Source organism: Mesorhizobium sp. M0676, from assembly GCF_040320535.1.
GTDB lineage: Bacteria > Pseudomonadota > Alphaproteobacteria > Rhizobiales > Rhizobiaceae > Mesorhizobium.
This window is the reverse complement of the sequence record NZ_JAMYPU010000031.1, coordinates 18,855-43,885: the sequence shown is the minus strand read 5'-3', so window position 1 is coordinate 43,885 and position 25,031 is coordinate 18,855. Positions and strand designations below refer to the sequence as shown.

Sequence of the window (25,031 nt, the reverse complement as noted above, 5' to 3'; positions counted from 1 at the left end):
GCTGAAAGCGGGGCAAAAACCGAACAATATCTTGACGTTCCGAGCCCTGTTTCGCATACACCGCTGCGAAGGACGGATTCCGCCTAGGCTTATCCGCTCCCCGCACCAACGGCCCAGGGAGGGGTTCTTTTGGGCCATCAATCGAGGAAAATTCGGCAATGACCATCATTTCTGCCGTCATCGCCTGCGGCTTGCTTTCAATCCTTTACGCCATCTGGGCGACACGATCGGTTCTTGCAGCCGATCAGGGCAACGCACGCATGCAGGAAATCTCCGCCGCCATCCGCGAAGGCGCGCAAGCCTATCTGGCGCGCCAGTACACCACCATCGCCATCGTCGGCGTGGTCGTGCTTGTGCTCGCCTGGTGGCTGCTCTCGATCACCGCCGCGGTCGGCTTCCTGATCGGCGCCGTGCTCTCTGGCGCCGCCGGTTTCATCGGCATGCACGTCTCGGTGCGCGCCAATGTGCGCACCGCGCAGGCGGCGTCCAACAGCCTCGCCGCCGGTCTCGACATCGCCTTCAAGTCGGGCGCCATCACCGGTATGCTGGTGGCTGGCCTCGCGCTGCTCGGCGTGTCGATTTACTACTATATCCTGACCGGCCCGATGGGCCTGCAGCCCAATGACCGCATCGTCATCGATGCGCTGGTTTCGCTCGGGTTCGGCGCATCGCTGATCTCGATCTTCGCCCGTCTGGGCGGCGGCATCTTCACCAAGGGCGCCGACGTCGGCGGCGATCTCGTAGGCAAGGTCGAAGCCGGTATTCCCGAAGACGATCCGCGCAACCCGGCCACCATCGCCGACAATGTCGGCGACAATGTCGGTGACTGCGCCGGCATGGCCGCCGACCTCTTCGAAACCTATGCGGTGACCGTCGTCGCCACCATGGTGCTGGCTGCCATCTTCTTCGGCGGAACCGCCGCTCTGGGTGCGGCGATGCTCTATCCGCTCGCTATCTGCGGTGCCTGCATCCTGACCTCGATCGTCGGCACCTTCTTCGTCAAGCTCGGTTCCAACGGCTCGATCATGGGCGCCCTCTACAAAGGCCTGATCGTCACCGGCCTGCTGTCGATCGTCGGTCTCGGCGTCGCTACCTCGGCAACCGTCGGCTGGGGCGAGGTCGGCGCCGTCGCCGGCATGACCATCATCGGCAAGAACCTGTTCATCTGCGGCCTGATCGGTCTCGTTGTGACCGGTCTCATCGTGGTGATCACCGAATACTATACCGGCACCAACAAGCGCCCGGTGAACTCCATCGCCCAGGCCTCGGTGACCGGTCACGGCACCAACGTCATCCAAGGACTTGCGGTGTCGCTCGAATCGACCGCACTGCCGGCAATCGTCATCGTCGGCGGCATCATCTCGACCTACCAGCTCGCCGGCCTGTTCGGCACGGCGATCGCGGTCACCACCATGCTCGGCCTTGCCGGCATGATCGTCGCCCTCGACGCCTTCGGCCCGGTCACCGACAATGCCGGCGGCATTGCCGAAATGGCCGGCCTGCCCAAGGAAGTGCGCCACTCCACCGACGCGCTCGACGCGGTCGGCAACACCACCAAGGCGGTGACCAAGGGCTATGCCATCGGTTCGGCCGGTCTTGGCGCGCTGGTGCTGTTTGCGGCCTATTCGAACGATTTGAAGTTCTTTGCCGCCAATGGCGACAAATATCCATACTTCCAGGGCATGGGCGATGTCTCCTTCGACCTCTCCAATCCCTATGTTGTCGCCGGCCTGATCTTTGGCGGCCTGATCCCGTACCTGTTCGGCGGCATCGCCATGACGGCGGTCGGCCGCGCGGCGGGCGCCATCGTCGAGGAGGTGCGCAAGCAGTTCCGCGAGGACCCGGGCATCATGGCCGGCACCTCCAAGCCGAACTATGCCCGCGCCGTCGACCTTCTGACCAAGGCGGCGATCCGCGAAATGATCATCCCCTCGCTGCTGCCGGTGCTGGCGCCGCTCGTCGTCTATTTCGGCGTGCAGCTGATCTCGGGCTCCAAGGCGTCCGCCTTTGCGGCACTCGGCGCCTCGTTGCTCGGCGTCATCGTCAACGGCCTGTTCGTCGCCATCTCGATGACTTCGGGCGGCGGCGCCTGGGACAATGCCAAGAAGTCGTTCGAGGACGGTTTTGTCGACAAGGACGGCGTCAAGCACCTCAAGGGGTCCGAAGCGCACAAGGCTTCGGTCACCGGCGACACGGTTGGCGATCCCTACAAGGACACCGCCGGCCCGGCGGTCAACCCGGCAATCAAGATCACCAACATCGTGGCGCTTCTGCTGCTGGCCGTGCTCGCGCACGGCTAAGGCAACGCCACTGCTTCAGGAACAAACCCGCGGGAGCGATCCCGCGGGTTTTTGTTTGAGATTTACGCTGGTGGCAGTCAACCCTCATCCGGCTCGGTCCCCACATCGCCGCGCTTGCTGTAGCGATCCAGCAATTCGCTCACGCCAGGTTCGCGCTCAGGCATCGGCGCCAGGCCACGCAGGCGCCGCAGCTTGGCAAGGAAGGCGCCTCGCTTATACTTGCGGCGGAAGGCGCGGGCGCGGGGATGGATGCCAAGAGCCGCCATCAGCCTGCGCCTGAGATAACTCGATGCCGCCAGGCGAATGGGTTCGCCCGCGCAGCCAAGGATTTTCACGCGCAAGGCGTCCGGCGTCTGCATGGCATCCAGAAGATCCTTCTGTTCCTGCGCATTGTCGCCGAGATAGGAACCCTTGCGTATGCCGGAATGCAACTTGATCACCGTGAGGTGCGGCATCGTCGCGATCACCGCGCCCTTTCGCCATGCCCGAAACAGCCAGTCCTGCGAGCTTTCGCAAAAGCACTGGCTGGCGGATCGCCAAGGTCCGAGCAGGCTGAACGAAGCGCGGCGAAACATGTGTGCCGAGCCAAATCCTTCCGTCGTGACGGGGTCGTAAAAACCGTCCCTGCCGATCCCGAAGATCGAATTGACAGGATTGCCGGCCGCCGACGGCGGCTGGATGACGGCGCCGCGCGCCAGCACCACGTCGGCGCCCGAGGCGTCGATCCAGCCGGTCATCGCCGCCAAATGGTCGGGAAACCACAGATCGTCGTGGTTGAGCAAGGCGACGAAGCGGCCACGCGCCCTGGCAAAGCCGATATTGTTGGGACCGGACTGTTCGCCGAAATTGACAGGAAGATCGATGTAGACGATGCGGGCATCGTCAAATTCAGCGACAACGGCCGCCGTATCCGGCCTGCAACCGTCGCCGATGACCAAGGCTTCCCAGTCTTGCAACGTCTGGCGCATGACGCTGGTCAATGCCTGCCGCAGTGCTGCCGGCCGGTTGTGCGTCGCGATCACGATCGAAACCAGCGGTTCGCCGCCGGCCTGATCGCGCTGCGCCGATGCTTCCACGCTACACCAGTCTGTAGGGAATGTGGTCGGTGTCTGGCGGCAGGCGCCAATGGTCGGGCTGATCGTAGGCATAGGCTTTGTCGACGAGGTTGAGCAGCACCGCCGTCTCCGCTCCGAGCGAAACAACACCGTGCCATATTCCGGGTGGAATGATGACGACCGCCGGGCGCAACGGGCCGATAATCTTGTGCCAGACGGCGCCGAAGGTCGGCGAGGCCTTGCGTCCGTCAAACAGCGAAATGCGAACGCTGCCGACGCAGCAGAACAGCCGGTCGGTGGTCACCGCGTGTGCATGCCAGCCAGTCACCGCGCCGGCATACAAGGTCCGTTGGAAGACCTGGCCGACCGGCTCCGAATCGAGCTCCCACTCCTCGCGAAAGATCTCGGTCAGATAGCCGGTGGAGGTTGCGACCGGCCTGATCTCCTTGACCCTCACGCCATCGATCGCCACCGGCTCGATGGGTATCCAGTCAGGCGTGACCACCTGGCCGTCAGCCGTTCCGGTCGCCATCCAGCCTGTCGGTTTTGTCCGGGTTTTTTCCGGCACGGATGCTCCTCCCAATTCAGCGTGATGCGCCATTGGCCAGCACGGTCTGATACGAATTTGACCGGTCGCTGGCAAGTACGCGTCAAGGTTTGCTGATAGGCTTCGATCTCACGGCACTTGATGTTTCCGACGCAATCGGAGGGCCGCATTGCCCAAAACATCGTTCCATCCTACCCAAGCCCGGACCGTTCGCCTGCTTTAATACCCCGGCCATTGGCCAGGACATTGCGATCGACGCGGTGTCGGGCTCGCCTCTGCGGCGATTTTGGCCAGGGAAACGACATTCGGGCAGGGAAAAGACATGGACATTTTCTTGATGGCGGCTTCGCTTGCGCTGGCTGGAATTATTGCCGGCATCTACGTCTCGGGTGTAATCCACGATTTTCGCATCGATGATCTTACCGCCGGCCAATACATGGCCATGCATCAGATGCGCGACCGGACGTTTACCCGGGTGATGCCGTTCGTCAGGCTGACGACGCTGGTGCTGATCGCGGCGATGGCGATGTTTGCGGTCGATGCCGGCCTGCCGCGCATCCTGACCATCGTCGCCGCGGCACTGGTGGTGATCGACATTGGCTTCACCGTCAGCCGTCAGGTGCCGCTCAACAAACAGGTGCAGAGCTGGACGCCGGTGACCATCCCCGATGATTGGGCGCAGACGCGCGACAGCTGGGCGGCCAACCACAATTTGCGCCTTGTGCTTGGACTGGCCGAATACGCCTGCCTGTTTGCCGCGGTCATCCTGACGCTCAGCCGGTGATTCAGTTTTTGCGGAACGCCGCGGCATGGGTCGGCACTTCTGCCGGCCGCCGCCGTTGAAAACAGGAGTATTGCCATGCTGCATCACGCTTCATTCAACGCCCGCGATCCGCAGGCCGTCGCCAGCGTCCTTGCCGAAATGCTTGTCGCCACCGCGGTTCGTGCGCCGTCGCCGCCATTTCCTGAGGGCGCATGGTTTGTCTGCCTCGGCGACGATTTCGGCTCGCTGATCGAAATCCTGCCGTGCGGCACGGTTCTGGATCAGCAAGCGCCGCTCGGCATCGGCTTCGATCCGAATATGCGCCTGCGCTCCGGCTCGCATGTGCTGCTCAGCACGCCCAATTCGACCGAAACCATCCAGGGCATTGCCGCCCGCATGGGCTGGCATAACGAGCTGATCGATGCGCGCCTGTTCAAGGTGCTCAAGGTCTGGGTCGAGGACGAAACCCTCGTCGAATTCCTGACGCCCGAGATCGCACCGCTGTACCGCGCGACATTCGGCTGGGGTGGCATGGCGACACTCGACGCCAAGCTGCGCGAGTTGGAGAGCCAGATGGCGGCAGCGCTTGCCGCCAAGGCCGCGAACCAGTCGGGCCGCAAGGATGAGCAACCAGCCGGTGCAATGAGTCCTTGAGCACCGGGGGGCGCCTTCTGCTGACCTCCCGAGGAGAGTTCCCAAACGGCCGCCGAGGTCAACCGGCGCCGGCGCTGTCGCCGGCTTCCGCCTTCAGCCAGTTGATGAACGATCTGGCAGGCTCCCAGGCGGAGATGGACGGGTGCACGACGACGTAGTGGTTCCAGTTCGTCGGTATGTCCGTCGTCAGGAGGCGGACGAGCCTGCCGGTGCGCAAATCGCTCTCGACCAGCGACTTCCTCGCGATGGCGACGCCCAGCCCGCTGGCCGCCGCTTCGACCGCCAGCAAGGTGCCGTTCAGATTCATGCCGTCGCCAACCGTATCCAGCGGCAGATTGTTTCTCTCGAACCAGTGGCGCCAATTGGCGCCGCTCTCGTCATTTTCGGCCGTCGTGTCGAGGATGCGAAACAGTCGCAGCACATCGTGCTGGTCTCTGGCCGGGCCGTTGGCGGCGAGATAGTCGGGACTGACGACAGGAAAGATCGCATCAGCCATCAGCCATTCGGTCTCGACGGCCGGATAGTGTCCGCCGCCGAAGCGCAATGCGATGTCGACTGTTCGCTGCGAAAGGTCGACGACTGCAAGATCCGCATTGATGTCGATCTCTGTTTCGGGATGCTTTTTGCGAAACCTGTGCAGACGCGGGGCCAGCCAGCGCACGGCATGCGAAGGAATGGCGGTGACCCTCAGCCTCGTGCGCTCGTTGCGCGCGACACTCGCGATCGTGCTCTGGATTTCCAGCAGTGCGCGTCTCACGCCCGCGGACAATCTTTCGCCTTCAAGCGTTAGTTCGACGCGGCGGACATGGCGGGTGAACAGAAGCACGCCGAGATCGGCTTCGAGATCGGCGATGCGGTGGCTGAGCGCGCTTGGCGTAACATTCAGCTCATCGCCGGCGCGCTTGAAGCTGCCCAGCCGGGCAATGACCTCGAAAGCCCGAATGGATTCCAGTTGTGGAAGTCGTCTTGTCATCTGCCGTTACCCTATCCTGCCCCTGGGTTTCTTAGCATGAATGAACTAAGCTCATCCATAGCTTCGTAAATAGTCTTTTGTCCAAGTGCGCAAATCATTGTAGCCATCCACTGCCCCCCGATTGCCGCCGTCGGAATGAGAGGCCGTTCATGGAACGAGCCTCGACTACGAACGACAGTGAAATGAAGACAATCGCTTGGGAGTACCCCATGACTATTCGACCCCCCGAGTTTGCGCATGCGCGCTTTTCGACCGCCATGTGGCCGCGAGCGGAATGGCGAAACGTCTATTGCGACCTGTTGCGCCGGATGGTGACCGACATGGATTTTAACGTCACGGAGGAAAAGCTCTCCGTCGACGCGACCATCCTGCGGCTGCCGGGCGTCGGCATTGCCGATTCGAGGACCACCGCCTTCCGCACCATCCGTTCCCGCGCCATGGCCAAGGGGACCGATGATTACATTTTCTTCATGTGTCTGGAGGGCGCTGCCACCTTCTCGCATCTCGGCCGCGAGGCCAGCATCGAGGCCGGCCAGGCAATCCTTCTGTCCTCCTCTGATCCGCATGTGATCGAGCGGGCGATGTCGCATCATCTCTTCATCACCATCCCCAAGGCAGCGCTCGGGCCCATGGCTGCGAATGCGGATGCCGCCCTGATGACGCCGATGTCATGCGTGGGCGAAAAGTTCTTGCTGCTGACCAGCTATGTCCGTCTGCTGATGCAGGAGCCGAACCTGGCCGCATCCGAATTGCGCTGGCTTGCCGCCAAGCACATACAGGACCTTGTCGCGGTCGTGGTTGGGGCAACGCAGGACGCCACCGAGGTCGCCGCAGGCCGCGGCATACGCGCCGCGCGGCTGCGCGCCATCAAAGCCGATATCGAAAGCAATCTGGCTTCCGGCGATGTCGGGTCCGACGCGCTGGCCGGGCGCCACCGCGTCAGCGCGCGCTATATCAGAAAGCTGTTCGAGGGTGAGGGGACCTCGCTGTCGCAGTTCGTGCTTGGCCGGCGGTTGGCGCTGGTTTGCAGCAAGCTATCCGACCTGCGCCTGGCACACCGCACCATCGGCGCCATCGCCTTCGACGCCGGCTTCGGCGATCTCTCGACCTTCAACCACGCCTTCCGCCGGCATTTCGGCATGACGCCTTCGGAAGCGCGGCAGAGTGCGGCTGTGCACCGCGCCTCGCTGGAGCCCGGCGGCCGAACAGGCCACGCGCTGCAAAGCGCGACGGGTGTTGCGGCCGCATGACCTCAAAACAAAAGCCCGCAGGATCGCTCCCGCGGGTTTTTGGTCGCCTGAGATGGTGTCGCTTCGGGGGAAGCAAAAATCTGAGGAAGGCGGTCGCTTCTTAGGCGCCGCCGCCAGGAATGGGGGGCGCCAGCTTGCTGGCGCCTTTGATGATCTGGCTGAGGAAGTTCTGGTCCTTCCCGCCGGTCGGCGTGGTGCGCGAGATGAAGTCGAAAATCTTACCGTCCTTCAGACCGTAATTGGCAATCTGGGTGACGCGCCCGTCCTCGCCAAAATAGACCGCGAGCACTTTCTGGTCGACCAGGCGCGGCTTGTCGAAAGCGACATAGCGCTTGCGCGTCTGCGAAATGTAATAGAACGCCTCATTGTCGAAGGTGGCTTTCGTCGATGGCGTGCCGAGCGCCAGAAGCACCTGTTCGCGGCTGGAGCCCACCGGCACCGAATCGACCGCCTGCTGGTCGATAACATAGCCCTGCGTCAGCGTCTCGCTAGGGTTAAGGTCGCCGAACATCTTGGACGAATTGCAGCCCGACAGCGCGGAAGCCACCAGCACCAGCGAAACCGCGGCGGTGGCCCCGGGCAGAAAAGTCGACTTGAATTTCAGCGCGCGCAACAACAACTCCATTAGCTGGCCGCAACTTGCGCTGGGCGGCAAAACCGGTAAACCAGCTTGCTTGCCGATGCAACAAGGCCCATTCAAACAATCGGTCCCCAGGAGACCACCCTCAATGTTCCAGCGCCTTTTTGGCCGCGAACGCAACGCCAACCGCGCTATCACCGAGGCGCTTTACGCACAAATCGTGGCGGCGGCGCGGCAGATCGTGTTTTATTCCCACTGGAATGTGCCGGATACGCCACTCGGCCGTTTCGAGATGCTTTCGCTGCATATGTTCCTGTTTCAGCACCGGCTGCGCGGCGAAGAGGGCGTCGCGCAAGAGGTCGCGCAGGTGCTGATCGACGAGTTCTTTCTCGATGTCGAGCATTCGCTGCGGGAACTGGGCATTGGCGATGTCGGCGTGCCCAAGCGCATGAAGAGGCTGGCCAAAATGTTCTACGGCCGTACCGCCGCCTATGACGACGCGCTGGGACGCAGCGACCCCGACGCGCTTGCTGCCGCCCTGGCGCGCAATGTCAGGCCCGATGCCGGCGCCTGGCCGCAAGCCTTGCCGCTGGCGTCCTATGTAATCGATGCAGCAAGGCAGCTTGAAGCACAGCCGTCCGAATCGATCGTTTCCGGTGCCGTGGCGTTTCCGGTCGCGAAAGCGGAGTGAGGAGGGAGACCAAGATGAAACATCTGGACACGCCTAGCCCGGTCTCATTTGCGGCCAATGTCGGCCGCCTGCCGCACAAAGGTTTGCAGGTGGTGATCGACGCCGACGCCGCGCAGCGCGCAACGCTTGCGCGCGAGCACGAGCTGCTTTCGGTCGAAAACTACCGTGCTGAGCTTTTGGTGGCGCCGTGGAAGCGCAATGGCGTCAAGGTCAGCGGCCGCGTCGAGGCTGATATCACCCAGGCCTGCATCGTCACCCTTGAGCCGGTCGCGGCCCATATCGACGAGGAGGTCGAGGCGCTGTTCCTGCCGGAGCAATCCAAGCTCGGACGGCAAGGGTTCGAAGGCGGCGGCGAGATCCTGCTCGACGCCGACGGGCCAGACGGCCCGGAAACATTCTCCGGCGACACGATCGACGTCGGCGCGCTCGCCGAACAGTTCTTCGGGCTGGCGATCGATCCCTATCCGCGCAAGGCAGGCGCCTCTCTCGATGCCGCCGGCCCGGACGAGCCCGTCGAGAATGAATTCCAGCAAAAGCTGCGATCCTTGCTTGGAAAATCCTAAAACACGAAGCGATCGGAGAAAAGCCGGTTGTGCGGCAGCCCAAAACCGCTATTTTCGCCGAACCTTCGCGAGCCCCCGAATTTCGCGAGTTTCGTATTTCTTTCGCGGGCCATGTGCCCTGGCCCAAGCTAGTGAGATAAAGACCGCGTGATCAGGATTTCCATCGATGCCATGGGTGGCGATCACGGGCCAAACGTGGTCATCCCGGCACTCATGACGGTCGCCGTCAGGCGTCCCGACATCCGCTTCGTCATCTATGGGCGCGAGGAATTGGTGCGCCCCGAACTCGCCAAATTCCCCAAACTGGCCGAGGTCAGCGAGTTCCACCACTGCGAAGTCGCGGTCAGGATGGACGACAAGCCGAGCCAGGCGCTGCGCCACGGCCGCTGGAAGTCGTCGATGTGGAAGGCTGTCGAAGCAGTCAAGAGTGGCAGCGCGCAGGCCTGCATTTCGGCCGGCAATACCGGCGCGCTGATGGCGATGTCGAAATTCTGCCTGCGCACGATGGCGACCATCGACCGTCCGGCGATCGCGGCGATCTGGCCCACGATGCGCGGCGAGAGCGTGGTGCTGGATGTCGGCGCCACCATCGGCGCCGATGCGCACCAGCTGATCGACTTTGCCATTCTCGGCACCGGCATGGCGCGCTCGGTGTTCGGCATCGACCGGCCGAAAGTCGGCCTGCTCAATGTCGGCGTCGAGGAGATCAAGGGACAGGAAGAGGTCAAGGAAGCCGGGCGCATGCTGCGCGAGGCCAACATGGCCTCGATGAATTATCATGGCTTCGTCGAGGGTGACGACATCGGCAAGGGCACGGTCGACGTGGTCGTCACCGAGGGCTTTGCCGGCAACATCGCGCTCAAGACGGCAGAAGGCACTGTGCGCCAGATCTCAGGCTATCTGCGCGCCGCGATGAACCGCACGCTGATGGCCAGGATCGGCTATGTCTTCGCCAAGGGCGCTTTTGACCGCCTGCGCGAAAAGCTCGATCCGGGCCGCTCCAATGGCGGCGTTTTCCTGGGTCTGAACGGCATCGTGGTGAAGAGCCATGGCGGCGCCGATTCGGACGGTTTCGCGGCAGCGATCGAGCTTGGCTACGATATGGTGCGCAACAATCTGATCGACCGCATCGAGGCCGATCTCGACCTGTTCCATGCGCGCAACCCGCATGCCCAGGCAAGCAGGAAATCCGACGCCACCGTCGACGAAAAGGAATAGGAAAGAGCTTTGATCAGATCAGTCGTGCGCGGCACCGGTGCTGCGCTGCCCCGCCGCATCATGAAGAATGCCGATTTCGAAGGCATGGTCGAGACCTCGGACGAGTGGATCGCCCAGCGCACCGGCATCCGCCAGCGTCATATCTCCGCCGATGACGAGACGACGGCGTCGCTGGGCGAGGCGGCGGGGCGCGCAGCGCTCGACAATGCTGGTCTTACGGCTGCCGACATCGACCTGATCGTGCTGGCGACCTCGACGCCCAACAACACCTTTCCGGCGACCGCCGTCGAGATCCAGAACCGGCTCGGCATGCATCACGGCTTTGCCTTCGACCTGCAGGCGGTGTGCTCGGGCTTCGTCTATGCGGTGACCACCGCCGACCTCTACATCAGAGGCGGCCTCGCCAAGCGCGTGCTGGTGATCGGCGCGGAGACCTTTTCCCGCATCCTCGACTGGAGCGACCGCTCGACCTGCGTCTTGTTCGGCGACGGCGCCGGCGCGCTGGTGCTGGAAGCGGATGAGGGCACTGGCGGCATTGCCGACCGTGGCGTGCTGGCGATGAGCCTGCGCTCCGACGGCGCCCACAAGGACAAGCTTTTCGTCGATGGCGGTCCCTCGACCACCGGCACCGTCGGCCATCTCAGGATGGAAGGCCGCGAGGTGTTCAAGCACGCCGTCGGCATGATCACCGATGTCATCGAGGCGACGTTTTCGCAGGCCGGCATAACCGCCGGCGACCTCGACTGGTTCGTGCCGCATCAGGCCAATAAACGCATTATTGACGCTTCGGCCAAGAAGCTCGGGATTGCAGAGCAAAAGGTGGTGGTCACCGTCGATTTGCACGGTAACACCTCGGCTGCTTCCGTGCCGCTGGCGCTTTCGGTGGCTGTCGCCGACGGTCGCATCAAGAAGGGTGATCTCGTGCTCCTGGAAGCGATGGGCGGCGGCTTCACCTGGGGCGCGGTTCTCGTTCGCTGGTAAGTGCCGAACGGTCCGGTTTCGGTCCTTGACCTTGCCGGATCAATTACTTAGGCTCTGCCTTTACCTGTATCGATTTATGTTTTTTGAACTGATGGGACGGTCGCATGGGGGGAAAGACACTTACGCGCGCCGACCTTGCCGAAGCTGTTTACCGTAAGGTCGGCTTGTCACGCACTGAATCGGCAGAACTCGTCGAAGCGGTGCTGGACGAAATCTGTGAAGCCATCGTACGCGGCGAGACGGTGAAGCTGTCGTCCTTCGCCACCTTCCACGTCCGTTCCAAGAACGAACGCATCGGCCGCAATCCCAAGACCGGCGAGGAAGTGCCGATCCTGCCGCGCCGGGTGATGACCTTCAAGTCGTCGAACGTGCTGAAAAGCCGTATCCTGCGCTCGCACCAGAACAGCAAGGCCAAGGGCGGCAAATAGGTTCTGCCGCAGGCTTCGGTTGAAAACGCCGGGCCGTTTTGACGCCGGGCTTGAATATTGTTTCATAAACCGCTGAAATGATACCCGATTCGGCAGACTGGGCCGGATCGCCGTCCAGCGTGAGGATTTCGCCCATGGACAAGAGCCCCGACGCTTTCCGCACCATCAGCGAGGTCGCGGAGGATCTCGATCTGCCGCAGCACGTGCTGCGCTTCTGGGAAACCCGTTTCAACCAGATCAAGCCGATGAAGCGCGGCGGCGGCCGCCGCTACTACCGGCCACAGGATGTCGAACTGATCAAGGGCATCCGCCACATGCTCTACGACCAGGGTTACACGATCAAGGGCGTGCAGAAACTGCTGCGCGAGAACGGCAACCATTTCCTGGTCGCCATCGGCAATGGCGACATGGCTGCCGTCGAAGCGATCTCGCAGCGCAGGCAGGCCGATCAGGTGCCGCTGACGCCAGCCGCCCAGCCGCGCGGCATGGATGACGAGATGCTGGTCGGCCAGCCCAAGGTAAAACCCAGCCGCCGCTTTTTCGGCCTGGGCAAGACCGAGGAGGAAGGTCCGGTCCAGCCCGGCGCATCGAAACTGTCGCGCGACAACCGGGCCTTGCTGCAGGAGGCGCTGTTTGACCTCCTGGAGTGCAAGCGCCTGCTCGACCAGGTGCGCTAACCTTTCCGCTGCCTCGGGCAAGCAGACCGGAACCGGTTCTGCGGCCATGCGTTTGGCCTTCTCTCAAAAAGAAGGAAAACAATCATGGCATCGCTTTCGACCCTCTCCGATCTCGATCTCGAAAAGCAGGTCGCGACCCTTTCCAAAGAGCTCGCCGCCTTGCGCAAAGTCGTGGCCAAACGCGGCGGTGCTTACTACGAGGACGGGCGCGATGCCGCTTCGGACTATTATGGGCAGCTTGCCGACCTTGTCAGCGATGCGCTGCCGGCGATCAGGAAGCAGGGCAGGGCGATCGAAAAGACGGCGCGCGATCGTCCGGCAACAGCCGCTGCTGTTGGGTTGGTCGTGGTCGGCCTTCTCGCCAGCTTGTTGCTCAGCCGGCGCTAAAACAATTCACGAAAACAAAAAGAAAATGGCGGCCGTCCGGCGGACGACCGCCATTTCCCTGATCTGCGGCCGATTACTTGGCGAGCTTGATCTTGGCCTGCGGTGAAACCTGCGCGGTCTGGCTGCACTTGCCATAGACAGTGCCATTCTTGTCCGTGGCGTCGGTATAGGTGCCTTTGCACTCGATCGAGAGCACCAGGCAATGACCGGAGCCCTTGCAAACCGCGCCGCCGTCGCCCGTGGAATGCGTGCCGTTGGCGAAAGCCGAGGTCGGAACGGAAGCCGAACCGAAGGCCGAGACGATGAGGGCCGCGGCGAGCGTGATGCGCTTGAAGTTGGTCATTTGAGCATTTCCTTCTCTGGATCGAGGATCGCCACCATGGCGTCCTTCTGTGTTGGGATCGCCTTCTCGGCGTCCATGCCGGTTAGTGCGGCCTCCAAAGCAAAGGTTCATGCGTGGTTCGAATTTTCTTCGCGTTTTTTCGCGACGTCGATTTTTAGCCTTCGCCAACGGACGGCGCCTGGCGGGGCCGGCATCGATCATGCATTTTCGCGTGAAGGCCGCTGAGGTAGCGGCGCGGCATCCCATGCGAAGGTCACACCGTGGCGTGCCCAAATGGCCGGCCAAGACCTAGTCCGCGCCCGGCTCTTGTCAGGTAGCGGCAGCAGTCATTGCCGCCACTTGGCACCGCGCTTTCTGCCACTCCCGGCTGCGACTATAACGCCAGTCCAAAGGTACCGGCGGAGGAGACGGGCGTGGTCGCAAATTACATCGACGAGTTCATCATGTTCTGCGCTGGGCTGTGGATGACAGGCGTTGGTTTTGGGCTGCTCCAAAGTCCTTTTCAGGCCCAGAAAGGTCAGCAGCCATGGTGGCTGCAGGTCGCGAAGCATTTCAAATGGATGGGACCGCTTTTGATTTTGATCGCAATAGTGCTCGCGTTCGCGGCGCCGTCCTAGCGGGTTCCGACAGCATTGAGAGACCCGTGGTGTCCTGCAACTGGCAACCGCTGTGTTGTCGGCCTTGCGCCTGATACGTTCGTTGGGGTGCGCTGTGGTTGCTCGCGTTCTGGCGCATCGGCGCCATCGAATCCTGCCTTCAGCTTTTCCACGTGTCGCCTGGCAAAAACCAACGGGAAGGCGGCCTTGGCGAGGACTCCAGGGCCAGCCTTCCCGTTGGGCAAGTCGGCCGTGTCAGGCCTTCTTGGCCTCCACCTTCTTGTGGTGGTGGTGGTGGTGGTGGTGGTGGTGATGGTGATGGCGGTGATGCTTGTTGTGATGATGATGATGGTGGTGATGCTTCTTGTGCAGCGGTGCTGCGTCGGCGCTGCTGGCGCCGATGAGCGGCAGAGAGACAGCCAGGGCAAAAGCCAGCCCGAGAGCCGACAGGAGGGACTTCTTCATGACTTCGTTTCCTTTTCTGCGCGGGCTGAATTTGGCCGTCACCGAGCAAGATCGGTGCCGGTGAACCCCGCAGTCATGACTATCGCCTCCGAACTTTTCGACAGTTTTTCCGGACTGTAGAATTTTGTTTCTGGATTGTGTCTGGCGGCTTCGTCGGCAACTTACATCGGCGGAATGACGCCGTTTGTGCCGACAACGACCCGGCCCGCGGTCAGCCTGCCGTCACTGCCGCGCTCGGCGTTGACGAACACCACAGCGCCAGGCTTGAGGTCGGCGGGCGTCGCCGGCGCGAAGGTCACCACCGGCGTCGTCTGCGGGATCGCGATCTGCTTTTTCTGGCCATTGTCGTAGGTCAGCGTCACCGTGCGACCTGCAATCTCGGTGACATCGGCGACCGTGCCGTTGGTCATCCGGCTGTTGGGCTCGAGATCCCACGGGCGGTCGCCTTCGCCGGCGCCCTTCAGCGCGGCCGGGAAGATCACCACCTCGAGCGCGCCGCTGCCGCCATCGGCCTTCGAAACAGAGGCAATGCCGAGGAAATCGCCTTGCTTGATATCCCCGGCATCCGCCTTGGCGACGCCGGAAATCTTCCACCCTTCAGCCAGCGCGATGGCGTCGGTAGCGCCTTCGCGGGTCTTCACCGTCAGCGTCGCTCCGGCAAAGGCGGTCACCGTGCCGCGAATGCGCACGGCCTCGGCGGCTTGCGCCGCGACCATGCTCGCGCCAGCGAGGCCTGAAATCGTGGCGAGCACGATGGCTGATGTCTTGAATGTCATGGATCTGATCCTCTTGGGAAAAGCTGGCCCGATGCGGCTGCCAGCAACATCAGGCTAACGCGCGAGCGGCGCAAAACCGCTGAACACTTCGGCCTGCGGCCCTTCAAAAGAACTTGATTGGGAGATCGGGGCGGAGATCCTATATGTGCCCTGGCGCCTGCGGTTTTGACGCCGGTTCACGATGCTGTGACGGTCGGTTTGGGCCTTGGCAAATCGCCGTCAAGCGGGCATTGTCCCGGCTCTCAGGCAACACCCTATCATTTGATCCAAAACTCTTTAGCCCCATGGAGTTGCCAATGGCCCAAACTGCAAAACACGAACCCTTCTCCAGGCTGGCGGCCGACGTTGCGCTCGAGCACCCCGGCCTCAAAGCCATCCGGGAGACAAAGGGATACAGTATTGAAGAGCTTTCCCTGACCTGCGGTCTGTCGACCAGCGAGATTGCCGACATAGAGAGCGGCAAGGACACCGATCCGACGAAACTTCGCCGGATCGCCGCAGCATTGCAATTGCCGGAAACGGCCCTGATCGATGCCCCGGCGCCCACGGCGCCTGTGGAAAACCGGTCCGTTTCATAAACAACGGCCAAGCGTCGTTCAACAAGCCCGCCATGGTTTGCCCTGGCGGGCTTGTTGCATTCGCCCAACGGCGAATGTCACTTCTTGCTCGGATCGTCCGTCGGGTTGACGTAGGTGATCGCGAACGGCCCCTCGCCATGAACCTGGACGATCGTAGCGCTTGTCGTCCAGGCGTAATGGTTCATTCCCTGTGGGGCTACGCCGAAGCCGCCGGCGGTCAGTTCGATGCCCTTGGTCTCGTCGAGCTTGTCGCCCATGCCGATATGAAAATTGCCGGAAATCACCGTCACATATTCCGAGGTGGGATGGTTGTGCGCGGCAATCCTGTAGCCGGCCGGCAGCTTCAACCGCAGCACGTAGATGCCATCCTTCGAGGGGTCCCCGGCGATGACAGCCATGTCCGCGCCGGCGGGCAGGACAGCAGGAGCAGGGCCCCATTTGATGGCGTCCGCGTTTATCGGCATGTCGTCGGCAAGCAGCGGCGCCGTCCCGACAAGCAGCAGCGCCAGAGCCGAGGCGAGCTTGAGCATGATGATCTCTCCGGTTGGTCGTGGGAGCACAGCATCAGCGCCGGCCCTGATCCATTGCGACCTACCAAGGCAGCAGCCCGAACACATCTCCCGCACGGGGGATGCGCCCTGCGTTGCTGACATGCGGCGCGACCCGCCTGGCCTGGTATCGCTGCAGCCGTCGAGGGGCGGGGAGGTTGCCGCCGACCGAGCGTGTAGCTATCCAGTGTGAACGCTAACCGTTTTCGAATGGGACAATGCCGAGATGAGCCTTGAATCCGTGCGCGCCTTCCTGGCTGCCCATGCGCCCGATGTCGAAGTGCTCGTCACCGAAGCGAGTTCCGCGACGGTGGCGCTGGCGGCTGAGGCGCATGGCGTGGAGCCGGCGCAGATCGCCAAGACCATCTGCCTGCGCGTCGGCGGTGAGACCATGCTGATCGTGGCCGGCGGCATGTCGAGGCTCGACAACCGCAAATTCAAGGACCGTTTCGGCGGCAAGCCGCGCATGCTTGACGCCGATGAGGTTGTCGCGATTACCAGCCATCCCGTCGGCGGCGTCTGCCCATTCGGCCTGCCGGCGCCGCTGCCGGTCTATTGCGACGTCTCGCTGCGCGCCTTCGATGAAGTCGTGCCCGCGGCCGGCGCCACCAACGCCGCTGTAAGGCTCAGCCCGCAGCGCATGGCACAGATTGTCGGCGCCGAATGGGTCGACGTCTGCCAAGGATGAATGTTGGTGATTTGAGAAGCAGGACCTTTGGGGGCAAGTCCTGTCTAAAAATGGTCGGAGTGGCCGGATTCGAACCGACGACCCCTTGACCCCCAGTCAAGTGCGCTACCGGGCTGCGCTACACTCCGGACCGCGCAAAGCCATATATTTTCAAGGGGTATGGTGCAAGCGCTAAAACGGCGCGCCGGGCCTGAAAGTCGCCAGCATTCGGCCTTGTCGCCGCAACGCCAAGGCGATATGGCTCGCGCAGTATCGATACGAAGGATTGCGCGTGGCAAATTCCTGTTTTTTTCTGGCGGCCGACGCCAATTATTTTCCGTATGCATGCTTGGCGGCGCGCAGAATTCTGGATGTTTCGGGAGAGGCAACACCGGGATTCATTCTGCATGTCGGCGCACGCGATGCCGATATGCGTGTTGCTGAACGCCTGCTGACGAACCGTCTTCGCATAATGGACGTTTCGGGGCTGTTTGCGGAGGCTGGCCATACTTTCCGGCCAAGCAATGTCGGCACTTTTGTTCGGCTTTTCGCCGACCAACTGCCTCAGTTCGCGGACTATGACCGCATCGCCCATGTCGATTGTGATGTTCTGTTCAATCGAGATATCGCCGACCTGGTGGGCCAGACACTTCATGCTCCGTTGTTGGCCGCTCACGACGATTACATGTATTTCCGCCCGGGCTATCGGAACAAACTGTCGATGCAGCCGGGGGCGCCTTATTTCAACGCCGGCATCATCGTCTTCAACATGCCGCCGGTGCGTCAACAGGGACTTTTGCACCGCGCCAGAGATGTTGCCGTTGCCGGGCAAATGAACGATCAGAACGCGCTGAACATCGTCTTCGAGGGCAAGTGGCAGACGATGCACCCGAACTGGAATTTGATGTCCAACGATACGAAGGAGTTTCGGTTCGCGCAAGCCTATGCGCGGCATTTCGCCGGCGGCAAGCCCTGGGGAAGCCAGGTCGACGTGGAGCCCGAGGCGCTTGCCGTCTGGCGCGATCTGGCAAGGGATACGCCATGGCTTGAGCCCTTCCGGCAGCGTATTCCCTTCGAGCGGGGCGTCATGAGGCGGTTCGCCCGAAGGTTCGACGGTATCATGGGGATGTTGCCGAACAAGGACCGGTATCGGCGGCGCGCACGGTACGACGGCAGCAAGGTGCATAAGATATATGCCGAGCATGCTGACGCCGGGGCGATGGCTGTGCAGTTTCCGGAAGTACTCGGTGGTTTCGCCTGAGACCCGCAACGGAGCTCTCGCGAATGGGTCAGGCAACAGGTTGTAGCATGCCGCAAAAATCGTGTTTCTTTTTCGCCACCGACCAGAGGTATTTCCCGTATGCCAGCCTGGCGGCGCGCCGCGTGCTGAATGTGTCGGACCACCTCGACGGCTTTATTTTGCACACCGGTGTCATCTCCAACGAAGACCGAGCTATCGGAGAGCGTCTGCTCGGTGGGAAGATCCGCATCCTGGATGTCACGAAATTCATGGAAGCGACAAACTTCAACCGCGGAACGCACCCAACCCTTGCGACCTACATCAGGCTGTTTGCCGATCAATTGCCGGAGTTCGAACCATATGACCGCATCGCCTATTCCGACGCCGATGTGCTTTTCAACAGATCGATAGAAGACCTCTGCAACGTCCCGCTCAACGCTCCGCTGCTGGCCGCACACGATGAGCAGACCTATTTCGACGTAAAGTATCGACAGCATTTACCGATGCAGCCAGGCGCGCCGAAGTTCAATGCCGGCGTGCTGGTGTTCAACATGCCACTGGTCAGGCAGGAGGGGCTTCTGGAGCGTACCCGGCAGTTGGCCTCCGAGCAGGTTTACGGGATGGATCAAGGTGCATTGAACGTGGCTTTCGAGGGCAGGTGGCAGACGATGCACCCGTTCTGGAACGTGATGACCAACTACACCAGCCAGATTTCTTTCAGCCGCTGCTACGCCCGCCACTTCGCCTGGGGCAAGCCCTGGGACCGTCCGCCGATCGGTGTCGAGGTCGGCGCCATGGCGATCTATCGTGATCTGGCGAAAGGCACGCCCTGGGCCGGCCGTTTCAACAGCAACTGGCCGATCAAGAGAGGCATATTGAAAAACCTCGGCCGCAAGTTCGACGCCATCAGCGGGATTTTGCTGAACGACGAGAAGCGCAAGCGACGGGCGCGGTTCGACGCCGAAAAGGTCAGCGCCATCTTTGCCAGCCATGCGGACAATTCGATGTTGGCCGTGCAATACCCCGAACGGGTAGCTGGCATAGCCAGATAGAACTTGACGCTCCGCCGGACGCGGTTCCTCCCGCCAATCTTCCTCGATAAGTCTATTGCCTCGCTGGTTGATGCCCTCCGGCTAGCACGCTCAAGGCCGAGCCGATACTTAGCTCCAATCCAGATTGATGTTGCGGATGCCTTCCTGCGCGATCCGGCCCCGCAGCTTGCCGATCCGGTCGGCCAGGTCTGGCGAGAACCGTTCATGTGTCTCGACCAGGATTTGTCCAATCGAACGGTGAATGCTGGCGTCCAGCATGGCTTCGATGCATTCCGCTTCGGCCCCTTCTATGTCCATCTTGACGATGGCGATCGGCTCATGGAGACCTTGCAGGAACTGCACCAGGTCAACCACCTCAACTTCAAAGCTTTTCCCGTTCGTGTGTTCGTGTGTCTGGATCAGGGACGACGATTCGGTCCTGCGGAGATCGCTGACGTCCGGCCTCTGATGGAATGTGGCCGCTCGCGCTGATCCACCAACAGCCTTCGGAATGATCGTCACCCGGTCGTTGTTGCCAAACCTTTTCGTCAAAATCTGGCGAGCAACAGGGTCAGGCTCGAAAGCAATCACCCGCATCCCATAGGCTAGTACATGTCCCGTGACGTCGCCAATATTGGCGCCGAGATCGATGAACAGACTATCGGCGGGAAGCTTTTTCATAAGCTGATGGAAGTCGTATTCGGCCTGCCGCACACGCCGCGGGGGCCTGTGCCATCGGCGATACGCGTACCAGCGCAGCATGAATTCGAAATAGCTTTCCCTCAGCATAACCACGCCCGTCAGATTAGTGGCGCCCACCAACCCGGAATATTATCCAGCCCGGCAAGCACGCCAACTCAATTGGAATTTTGTCAGTCGCGTTTAGCCACGTTTTCCCACCATCACAACATAAATGCGCCGCCGGCAACCGTGCTCAATTCGACCAGGGGTTGGAGCAAGCAGATCAAAGCCTGCGAGGGCCTGCACAACCCCGGTATTGGCGTGCGCGGCTGTTCCTGTCCTTTAGGATTACTCGGCTACCTCGGTTGCGCCACCGCCCGCAACCCGCGCTGATGCCTGTATTCCAGCGCGATCGCGCCCCAGATCAGGCCGAGCAGCAGGTAGACATGGCGCCAGTGGTCGATATCGATGAATGTGCCGAGCCCGATATTGCCGACGAAAGCGACGTAGGCGCAGAGCAGATAGGGCTGCCACGGCCGGTCGCGCAAAAGGATGCGGAAGCCGGCCGCGATCGTCCACAGCGTCAGCGACAGAAACGAGACGAAGCCGAGCCAGCCATAATCCATCAGCGTCTTCAGCCAGATGTCGTGCGTGTCTTCGCCGAAAATGGTGCCGAACACCAGCGGGCCGATGCCGAGCGGATGTTCGAGCGCCATCTCGAAGCCGATCGTGTAGCGGGCAAAGCGGCCAAGGCGCGCCGTGTCGTAGCTCTGTTCGAGCTGGGCGCGGCTGGAAAACATCTCGCCGACGCCGGGCAGCTGCAGGATGACGACCATGGCGACCACCAGCAGGGTGACGGCGGCAATGCTCATGATGATGACGCGCAGCCGGAACTTGCCGCTGTTGCTTTGCAGGAACAGGGCGCCGGTGAGCAGGATGGCCGAGACGGCGAACATGCCCCAGGCGCCGCGCGAGAAGGAGAAGAAAATGCCGGCGGTGATGATCAGCAGCGGCACCGCCAGAAGCGGCATGCGCGCGATCGAGCCGGTCAACAGGAGATAGAGCAGATAGATGCCGGGCAGCACCAGGAACGGCCCGAACACGTTCGGATCCTGGAAGGCGCCCTGGGCGCGGTCGTATCTGGTGAAGATTTCAGCGCCCGGGAAAGCGTGGAAATAGCCGGCAATGCCGAGCAGCGAGGTCACCAATGCGGAGACGACATAGGCGATGAAGATCAGCCGGTAGAGGCCGGGCTGCACCGCAGTCACCGACGAGAAGAACACCGCGGTGAAAGCGAGAAAAAGCGACACGGCGAGATAGAGCGGTGTGTTGGCGAGATCGGCCATCTGCGTCATGGCAATCATGCCGCCGATGTTCATCGTGATCAGCAGCACGAGCAGCGGCGCGGCGGCACGCGATATGCGCAGTCCAAACAGCCCCCACACCGCGATCAGCCCGACCATGAAAAGATCGTAAGGCGCCGGCTCGTCGATGACGAAGCCTGACAGGAAGACGCCGAAAAACACCGCGCCCGAGGATATCAGCGCGATCAGCTTGGCATTGACCGCAGCCTGCGACAAATCATGGGAAATCGCGCTCAATAGGCGTTTTCCGTGTTGAGCAGCCGCAGCGGCGTCATGACCAGGATGCGCAGATCGAACAGCATCGACCAGTTCTCGATGTAATAGAGGTCGTATTCCGTGCGCATGCGGATCTTCTCATTGGTGTCCATCTCGCCGCGCCAGCCATTGATCTGCGCCCAGCCGGTAACGCCGGGCTTGACCTTGTGGCGGGCGAAATAGCCGTCGACCACCTCATTGTAGAGAAGGTTGTGCGACTGCGCGGCAATCGCATGCGGGCGCGGGCCAACCAGTGACAGCGTGCCGAACAGCGAGTTGAAGAACTGCGGCAGCTCGTCGATCGAGCTCTTGCGGATGAAGCGGCCGACGCGGGTAACGCGCGGATCGTTCTTGGTCACCGTCTGCTTGGCGCTCGGGTCCGAGCGGTCGGTGTACATGGAGCGGAATTTGTAGACCTCGACGATCTCGTTGTTGAAGCCGTGCCGCTTCTGCTTGAACAGCACCGGACCCTTGCTGTCGAGCTTGATGGCGATGGCAGTCGCCAGCATCACCGGTGAAAACAGGATGATGCCGATCAGCGAGAAGACGATGTCGAAGGCGCGCTTGGCGACCGAATCCCAGTCGTTGATCGGCCTGTCGAAGATGTCGAGCATCGGCACCGAGCCGATGTAGGAATAGGCGCGCGGGCGAAACTGCAGCGCGTTGGAATGCGCCGAGAGCCGGATGTCGACCGGCAGCACCCAGAGCTTCTTCAGCAGTTGCAGCACGCGCGTTTCGGCAGTCAGCGGCAGCGACACGATCAGCATGTCGATGCGCGCGATGCGGGCGAATTCCATCAGCTCCGAAATGGTGCCGAGCTTGGGATAGCCGGCCACGATCGGCGGCGAGCGCTTGTCGCCGCGGTCATCGAAGATCCCGCAGATGCGGATGTCGTTGTCTGGCTGCTTCTCGACCGAGCGGATCAGCATCTCGGCCGCCTTGCCGCCGCCGACGATGACGGCGCGCCGTTCCATGCGGCCGTTGCGCGCCCAGCGCCGGATCAGCTTCGACATCACCAGCCTGAGGCCGAACAGCAGAAGCAGGCCGACGACAAACCAGGTGCCGAACAGCAGACGCGAATAATCCTCCGACATTTTCATGATGAAGGCCGTCAGCGCCATCAGCGCGAAGGTGCCGGCCCAGACCATCAGCACGCGGCCGAGATTGGAGATCGGTCGCATCAAGACGGAGATCTGGTAGCAATCGCTGACGTCGAGCAGCACCACGGCCACGAATGACGCCGCGGCAATGGTCAGCGGATATTGCCAGGCGAGATAGTTGAAGAAGCCGACAAAGTGGAAGTAGAGCGCGAGCCCCGACAGGAACAGCAAGCCGAATTCGCCGATGCGCAATACGCCGCTGACCATGACCGGCGACATCGTATCGCGCCGGTATTGCGAGGCGACCTGGCGGGCAACACTGTTCATGCCGCCGGGCGTGGGGCTCTCGGCAGGACTGTCGAATTTGCGCACCGCATCGGCCGAAAAGCGGCGCGTGGGGTCGGTCTCGTTCATCGGGTTTCCCACAAGCTTCCGCGATGACGATAGCAGAAAGAGAGCTAAAAAAACCTTGAGACAACTTGTGGTTTTGGACGGTCGTCTATCTGTTGAGCGCGGCGAAATAGGCCTTTTCGATTTCGGCGGCCATCACATCGGCGCCGAATCGCGCCTTGAGGCTGGCGGTATCGGGCATGACGCGCCGGTAGGCGTCGAGATCGCGCAGCGCTTCACCCACCTTGTCGCCGAGTTGGCGCGGATCGGGACGGATCAGGGCAGGGGATCCCTCACCGAAGATTTCGGGAATGCCGCCGACGGCCGTGGCGATCATCGGCCTGCCTGCGGCCAGCGTCTCCAGCACGATATAGGGCATGGCTTCCGCGCGCGACGGCACAACCACGAGGTCGGCCAGTGCAAAGGCCTCCCTGGCTGGCATAGGCGGCAAGAAGCGGACCTGTTTTTCGAGGCCCAGCCGTTTCACCTGCGCATGGTAGCGCGGCAGGTCGTCGCCATCGCCGACCATGACCGCGGTCAAGCGGCGCTCAAGCTGGGACCCGGCCAGCACCAGCGCGTCGATGAAAATGTCAGGCCCTTTGAGGTCGCGCATCATGCCGATGTAGAGCAGGTCGGCTGCGTCGGGCTGTGTGACCACCGGCTCGAATTCGGCGGCGCGCAGGCCGTTATAGACCAGCGTGTTCGGGATAGGCGGCTCGCCGACCTTCCTGCGATAGGTGCGCCGCTCATAGTCGGAGACGAACAGCAGGCAATCGGTGAAGCGCCCCATGAAGCGCTCCAGCGCGAAGAACAGCTTTCCGGTGGTCGTCGTTTCGTCATAGTGGAGGGAGCCGCCATGCGGCGAATAAAGGCGGGCTACGCGAGACCTTGATACCCGCAACAATGAGCCGAACAGACGGGCATAGGCGCCACCTTTGGCGCCGTGCCCGTGCAACACGTCAGGCCGCAATTCCTTGATGATTCGATAGGTACGCCAAGCGGAGGCGAGGTCGCCCGGTCCGACATGGCGCTGCATCGGCGTGCGATGGATACCGAGCGCCAGGCTGTCCTTCATCTGGTCGAACAGGCGTTCCTCGTATTGGCCGCCGGTGGTCGAATCGCAGACGATGCCGACAGCATGTCCGGCGGCGAGCTGGGCCTCCGTCAGGTCGCGCACATGCCGGAAGATCCCGCCGACGGGTGAGCGAAAGCAGTGGACGATCCTGAGCTGGTCCGCCACGTTGATGTCAGAACAGGCGTTCGCGAACGTAGACCGTGTCGCCCGGCAGCAGCGGATCGGAGGTAACCACCCGGCCTGTCATCACCTTGCCGTTGATGTCGCGGGTGATGTCGACGCTTTCCTGGTTGGCGCGCGGCGAGAAACCGCCGGCAATCGCGATGGCCTTCTGCACGGTGAGGCCCGGCACGTAGGAATACTGGCCGGCGGCGCCCACTTCGCCCATGACGAAGATCGGCCGGTAGCGATCGATTTCGACCGACACGTCGGGGTCGCGCAGATAGCCTTGGCGCAGTTTGTCGGCGAGCGCTTTTTCCAGCTGCTGGGCCGTGTGGCCACGCGCCGGCACCGCGCCGACCAGCGGGAAGGACATGTAGCCGGACTGATCGACACTGTAGGTGTTGGTCAGACCGTCCTGTTCGAACACGGTGACGCGGACACGGTCGCCGGCGCCGAGCCGATAGGGCTGGTCGAGTACCTCGTGGAAGGCCGCCGGCGTCGGCCGGTAGCTGGAGCAGCCGGCGAGCATCGACACGGCCAGCAGAGCGCGAAACAGACCAGCAGCGCTTTTCATGATCGGACACACACCTTCGTCGCTATGGCCGCCAGGACACGGCGGCAAACCTTAAGGATCTGGGTTCGTTATCATCCTGTTAGGGTTAATGGCCGGTAAAGGGACGCGGCCGATTTGGC

Annotated in this window: 29 protein-coding genes and 1 tRNA gene; 16 read left to right on the top strand and 14 right to left on the bottom strand. The window is 62.1% G+C overall.

The annotated features are described in order from the left end of the window. Positions 1-158: 158 nt before the first annotated feature. Positions 159-2,300 carry a sodium-translocating pyrophosphatase gene (locus tag NKI35_RS26295; RefSeq protein ID WP_352625361.1) on the top strand — a complete coding sequence of 714 codons (2,142 nt, stop codon included), beginning with the start codon at positions 159-161 and terminating at the stop codon, positions 2,298-2,300. Positions 2,301-2,377: 77 nt separating this feature from the next. Here the strand turns inward: NKI35_RS26295 and NKI35_RS26290 are convergent, their stop codons facing one another. Further along, a complete protein-coding gene (locus tag NKI35_RS26290) occupies positions 2,378-3,376 on the bottom strand; it encodes a glycosyltransferase family 2 protein (RefSeq protein ID WP_023752006.1) in 999 nt (332 codons plus the stop codon). Position 3,377: 1 nt separating this feature from the next. After that, entirely contained in the window at positions 3,378-3,923 is a 546-nt protein-coding gene (locus NKI35_RS26285) for a dTDP-4-dehydrorhamnose 3,5-epimerase family protein (protein WP_245259899.1), read from the bottom strand. 301 nt (positions 3,924-4,224) lie between these two features. Here NKI35_RS26285 and NKI35_RS26280 point away from each other — a divergent pair, with 301 nt between their 5' ends. Together NKI35_RS26280 and NKI35_RS26275 are read left to right on the top strand one after the other, a co-directional pair. Continuing rightward, positions 4,225-4,686 (top strand): anthrone oxygenase family protein, encoded by a 462-nt coding sequence (locus NKI35_RS26280; RefSeq protein WP_023669364.1) that lies wholly within the window; start codon positions 4,225-4,227, stop codon positions 4,684-4,686. Positions 4,687-4,761: 75 nt separating this feature from the next. Continuing rightward, positions 4,762-5,319 carry a hypothetical protein gene (locus NKI35_RS26275; protein ID WP_023715398.1) on the top strand — a complete coding sequence of 186 codons (558 nt, stop codon included), beginning with the start codon at positions 4,762-4,764 and terminating at the stop codon, positions 5,317-5,319. Between the two features lie 58 nt (positions 5,320-5,377). Here the strand turns inward: NKI35_RS26275 and NKI35_RS26270 are convergent, their stop codons facing one another. Further along, positions 5,378-6,292, bottom strand: a complete 915-nt coding sequence (locus tag NKI35_RS26270) for a LysR substrate-binding domain-containing protein (protein ID WP_352521821.1) — start codon at positions 6,290-6,292, stop codon at positions 5,378-5,380. Between the two features lie 209 nt (positions 6,293-6,501). On the opposite strand from NKI35_RS26270, the gene NKI35_RS26265 reads away from it, so the two are divergent. Then, on the top strand, positions 6,502-7,542 hold the full coding sequence (locus NKI35_RS26265; RefSeq protein WP_352741803.1) for a helix-turn-helix domain-containing protein: 1,041 nt from the start codon (positions 6,502-6,504) through the stop codon (positions 7,540-7,542). A 100-nt stretch (positions 7,543-7,642) separates the two neighbouring features. Here the strand turns inward: NKI35_RS26265 and NKI35_RS26260 are convergent, their stop codons facing one another. Next, positions 7,643-8,155: an outer membrane protein assembly factor BamE gene (locus NKI35_RS26260; RefSeq protein ID WP_023669368.1), complete on the bottom strand. Its 513-nt coding sequence runs from the start codon at positions 8,153-8,155 to the stop codon at positions 7,643-7,645. A 115-nt stretch (positions 8,156-8,270) separates the two neighbouring features. Here NKI35_RS26260 and NKI35_RS26255 point away from each other — a divergent pair, with 115 nt between their 5' ends. From NKI35_RS26255 to NKI35_RS26225, 7 genes are all read left to right on the top strand, one after another. Then, positions 8,271-8,813, top strand: a complete 543-nt coding sequence (locus NKI35_RS26255; RefSeq protein WP_352741802.1) for a ubiquinol-cytochrome C chaperone family protein — start codon at positions 8,271-8,273, stop codon at positions 8,811-8,813. Positions 8,814-8,827: 14 nt separating this feature from the next. Next, positions 8,828-9,376 carry a YceD family protein gene (locus NKI35_RS26250; protein WP_023734143.1) on the top strand — a complete coding sequence of 183 codons (549 nt, stop codon included), beginning with the start codon at positions 8,828-8,830 and terminating at the stop codon, positions 9,374-9,376. Positions 9,377-9,523: 147 nt separating this feature from the next. Continuing rightward, the gene (plsX, locus tag NKI35_RS26245) at positions 9,524-10,594 is read left to right on the top strand and encodes a phosphate acyltransferase PlsX (protein WP_023700539.1); all 1,071 of its coding nucleotides are present in this window, start codon (positions 9,524-9,526) and stop codon (positions 10,592-10,594) included. Between the two features lie 9 nt (positions 10,595-10,603). Beyond that, complete coding sequence (locus tag NKI35_RS26240) at positions 10,604-11,575, top strand: beta-ketoacyl-ACP synthase III (protein WP_352741801.1); 972 nt, start codon at positions 10,604-10,606, stop codon at positions 11,573-11,575. Between the two features lie 104 nt (positions 11,576-11,679). Continuing rightward, positions 11,680-12,003, top strand: a complete 324-nt coding sequence (locus NKI35_RS26235) for an integration host factor subunit alpha (protein WP_006201891.1) — start codon at positions 11,680-11,682, stop codon at positions 12,001-12,003. Positions 12,004-12,137: 134 nt separating this feature from the next. Then, positions 12,138-12,680 carry a MerR family transcriptional regulator gene (locus NKI35_RS26230; RefSeq protein ID WP_023669374.1) on the top strand — a complete coding sequence of 181 codons (543 nt, stop codon included), beginning with the start codon at positions 12,138-12,140 and terminating at the stop codon, positions 12,678-12,680. Positions 12,681-12,764: 84 nt separating this feature from the next. After that, positions 12,765-13,067, top strand: a complete 303-nt coding sequence (locus NKI35_RS26225) for a hypothetical protein (RefSeq protein WP_023705060.1) — start codon at positions 12,765-12,767, stop codon at positions 13,065-13,067. A gap of 73 nt (positions 13,068-13,140) precedes the next feature. On the opposite strand, the gene NKI35_RS26220 is transcribed toward NKI35_RS26225, so the two are convergent. Then, positions 13,141-13,410 carry a hypothetical protein gene (locus NKI35_RS26220; protein ID WP_352741800.1) on the bottom strand — a complete coding sequence of 90 codons (270 nt, stop codon included), beginning with the start codon at positions 13,408-13,410 and terminating at the stop codon, positions 13,141-13,143. A gap of 413 nt (positions 13,411-13,823) precedes the next feature. Between NKI35_RS26220 and NKI35_RS26215 the strand changes: the two genes are divergently transcribed. Next, on the top strand, positions 13,824-14,027 hold the full coding sequence (locus tag NKI35_RS26215) for a hypothetical protein (protein ID WP_023669377.1): 204 nt from the start codon (positions 13,824-13,826) through the stop codon (positions 14,025-14,027). Positions 14,028-14,261: 234 nt separating this feature from the next. On the opposite strand, the gene NKI35_RS26210 is transcribed toward NKI35_RS26215, so the two are convergent. Both NKI35_RS26210 and NKI35_RS26205 read right to left on the bottom strand, forming a co-directional pair. Then, positions 14,262-14,471, bottom strand: coding sequence for a hypothetical protein (locus NKI35_RS26210; RefSeq protein WP_352741799.1), 210 nt, complete (start codon positions 14,469-14,471; stop codon positions 14,262-14,264). Positions 14,472-14,632: 161 nt separating this feature from the next. Next, a complete protein-coding gene (locus tag NKI35_RS26205; protein ID WP_023805110.1) occupies positions 14,633-15,247 on the bottom strand; it encodes a hypothetical protein in 615 nt (204 codons plus the stop codon). Positions 15,248-15,543: 296 nt separating this feature from the next. Between NKI35_RS26205 and NKI35_RS26200 the strand changes: the two genes are divergently transcribed. Further along, positions 15,544-15,825 carry a helix-turn-helix domain-containing protein gene (locus tag NKI35_RS26200; RefSeq protein ID WP_023715403.1) on the top strand — a complete coding sequence of 94 codons (282 nt, stop codon included), beginning with the start codon at positions 15,544-15,546 and terminating at the stop codon, positions 15,823-15,825. A gap of 77 nt (positions 15,826-15,902) precedes the next feature. Here NKI35_RS26200 and NKI35_RS26195 read toward each other — a convergent pair whose 3' ends face one another. Further along, positions 15,903-16,355, bottom strand: coding sequence for a cupin domain-containing protein (locus NKI35_RS26195; RefSeq protein ID WP_352741798.1), 453 nt, complete (start codon positions 16,353-16,355; stop codon positions 15,903-15,905). A gap of 244 nt (positions 16,356-16,599) precedes the next feature. Between NKI35_RS26195 and NKI35_RS26190 the strand changes: the two genes are divergently transcribed. After that, positions 16,600-17,061: a YbaK/EbsC family protein gene (locus tag NKI35_RS26190; RefSeq protein ID WP_023689490.1), complete on the top strand. Its 462-nt coding sequence runs from the start codon at positions 16,600-16,602 to the stop codon at positions 17,059-17,061. 51 nt (positions 17,062-17,112) lie between these two features. Here the strand turns inward: NKI35_RS26190 and NKI35_RS26185 are convergent. Next, positions 17,113-17,189, bottom strand: a tRNA-Pro gene (locus NKI35_RS26185). A 143-nt stretch (positions 17,190-17,332) separates the two neighbouring features. Here NKI35_RS26185 and NKI35_RS26180 point away from each other — a divergent pair. Both NKI35_RS26180 and NKI35_RS26175 read left to right on the top strand, forming a co-directional pair. After that, positions 17,333-18,301 carry a glycosyltransferase family 8 protein gene (locus NKI35_RS26180; protein WP_352741797.1) on the top strand — a complete coding sequence of 323 codons (969 nt, stop codon included), beginning with the start codon at positions 17,333-17,335 and terminating at the stop codon, positions 18,299-18,301. A 23-nt stretch (positions 18,302-18,324) separates the two neighbouring features. Further along, entirely contained in the window at positions 18,325-19,332 is a 1,008-nt protein-coding gene (locus NKI35_RS26175) for a glycosyltransferase family 8 protein (RefSeq protein WP_352671424.1), read from the top strand. 108 nt (positions 19,333-19,440) lie between these two features. Here NKI35_RS26175 and NKI35_RS26170 read toward each other — a convergent pair whose 3' ends face one another. The 5 genes from NKI35_RS26170 to NKI35_RS26150 all read right to left on the bottom strand — a co-directional run bounded on the left by NKI35_RS26170 (position 19,441) and on the right by NKI35_RS26150 (position 24,912). Then, positions 19,441-20,130 carry an FkbM family methyltransferase gene (locus NKI35_RS26170; protein ID WP_245260854.1) on the bottom strand — a complete coding sequence of 230 codons (690 nt, stop codon included), beginning with the start codon at positions 20,128-20,130 and terminating at the stop codon, positions 19,441-19,443. A 218-nt stretch (positions 20,131-20,348) separates the two neighbouring features. Continuing rightward, complete coding sequence (locus tag NKI35_RS26165; protein ID WP_352741796.1) at positions 20,349-21,593, bottom strand: O-antigen ligase family protein; 1,245 nt, start codon at positions 21,591-21,593, stop codon at positions 20,349-20,351. Then, positions 21,590-23,125, bottom strand: a complete 1,536-nt coding sequence (locus tag NKI35_RS26160) for an undecaprenyl-phosphate glucose phosphotransferase (RefSeq protein WP_352741795.1) — start codon at positions 23,123-23,125, stop codon at positions 21,590-21,592. The genes NKI35_RS26165 and NKI35_RS26160 overlap by 4 nt, the downstream gene beginning before the upstream one ends. An 85-nt stretch (positions 23,126-23,210) precedes the next feature. Then, the gene (locus NKI35_RS26155; RefSeq protein WP_352511350.1) at positions 23,211-24,341 is read right to left on the bottom strand and encodes a glycosyltransferase; all 1,131 of its coding nucleotides are present in this window, start codon (positions 24,339-24,341) and stop codon (positions 23,211-23,213) included. A gap of 7 nt (positions 24,342-24,348) precedes the next feature. After that, entirely contained in the window at positions 24,349-24,912 is a 564-nt protein-coding gene (locus NKI35_RS26150) for a polysaccharide biosynthesis/export family protein (protein WP_023669390.1), read from the bottom strand. Positions 24,913-25,031: the final 119 nt, after the last annotated feature.

Bases quoted from the DNA above. Each gene is read 5' to 3' on its own strand.
- NKI35_RS26295 (WP_352625361.1), top strand. From the start codon at position 159: ATGACCATCATTTCTGCCGTCATCGCCTGCGGCTTGCTTTCAATCCTT.
- NKI35_RS26280 (WP_023669364.1), top strand. From the start codon at position 4,225: ATGGACATTTTCTTGATGGCGGCTTCGCTTGCGCTGGCTGGAATTATT.
- NKI35_RS26275 (WP_023715398.1), top strand. From the start codon at position 4,762: ATGCTGCATCACGCTTCATTCAACGCCCGCGATCCGCAGGCCGTCGCC.
- NKI35_RS26270 (WP_352521821.1), bottom strand. From the start codon at position 6,292: ATGACAAGACGACTTCCACAACTGGAATCCATTCGGGCTTTCGAGGTC.
- NKI35_RS26265 (WP_352741803.1), top strand. From the start codon at position 6,502: ATGACTATTCGACCCCCCGAGTTTGCGCATGCGCGCTTTTCGACCGCC.
- NKI35_RS26255 (WP_352741802.1), top strand. From the start codon at position 8,271: ATGTTCCAGCGCCTTTTTGGCCGCGAACGCAACGCCAACCGCGCTATC.
- NKI35_RS26250 (WP_023734143.1), top strand. From the start codon at position 8,828: ATGAAACATCTGGACACGCCTAGCCCGGTCTCATTTGCGGCCAATGTC.
- NKI35_RS26235 (WP_006201891.1), top strand. From the start codon at position 11,680: ATGGGGGGAAAGACACTTACGCGCGCCGACCTTGCCGAAGCTGTTTAC.
- NKI35_RS26230 (WP_023669374.1), top strand. From the start codon at position 12,138: ATGGACAAGAGCCCCGACGCTTTCCGCACCATCAGCGAGGTCGCGGAG.
- NKI35_RS26225 (WP_023705060.1), top strand. From the start codon at position 12,765: ATGGCATCGCTTTCGACCCTCTCCGATCTCGATCTCGAAAAGCAGGTC.
- NKI35_RS26220 (WP_352741800.1), bottom strand. From the start codon at position 13,410: ATGACCAACTTCAAGCGCATCACGCTCGCCGCGGCCCTCATCGTCTCG.
- NKI35_RS26210 (WP_352741799.1), bottom strand. From the start codon at position 14,471: ATGAAGAAGTCCCTCCTGTCGGCTCTCGGGCTGGCTTTTGCCCTGGCT.
- NKI35_RS26205 (WP_023805110.1), bottom strand. From the start codon at position 15,247: ATGACATTCAAGACATCAGCCATCGTGCTCGCCACGATTTCAGGCCTC.
- NKI35_RS26200 (WP_023715403.1), top strand. From the start codon at position 15,544: ATGGCCCAAACTGCAAAACACGAACCCTTCTCCAGGCTGGCGGCCGAC.
- NKI35_RS26195 (WP_352741798.1), bottom strand. From the start codon at position 16,355: ATGCTCAAGCTCGCCTCGGCTCTGGCGCTGCTGCTTGTCGGGACGGCG.
- NKI35_RS26190 (WP_023689490.1), top strand. From the start codon at position 16,600: ATGAGCCTTGAATCCGTGCGCGCCTTCCTGGCTGCCCATGCGCCCGAT.
- NKI35_RS26175 (WP_352671424.1), top strand. From the start codon at position 18,325: ATGGGTCAGGCAACAGGTTGTAGCATGCCGCAAAAATCGTGTTTCTTT.
- NKI35_RS26160 (WP_352741795.1), bottom strand. From the start codon at position 23,125: ATGAACGAGACCGACCCCACGCGCCGCTTTTCGGCCGATGCGGTGCGC.
- NKI35_RS26150 (WP_023669390.1), bottom strand. From the start codon at position 24,912: ATGAAAAGCGCTGCTGGTCTGTTTCGCGCTCTGCTGGCCGTGTCGATG.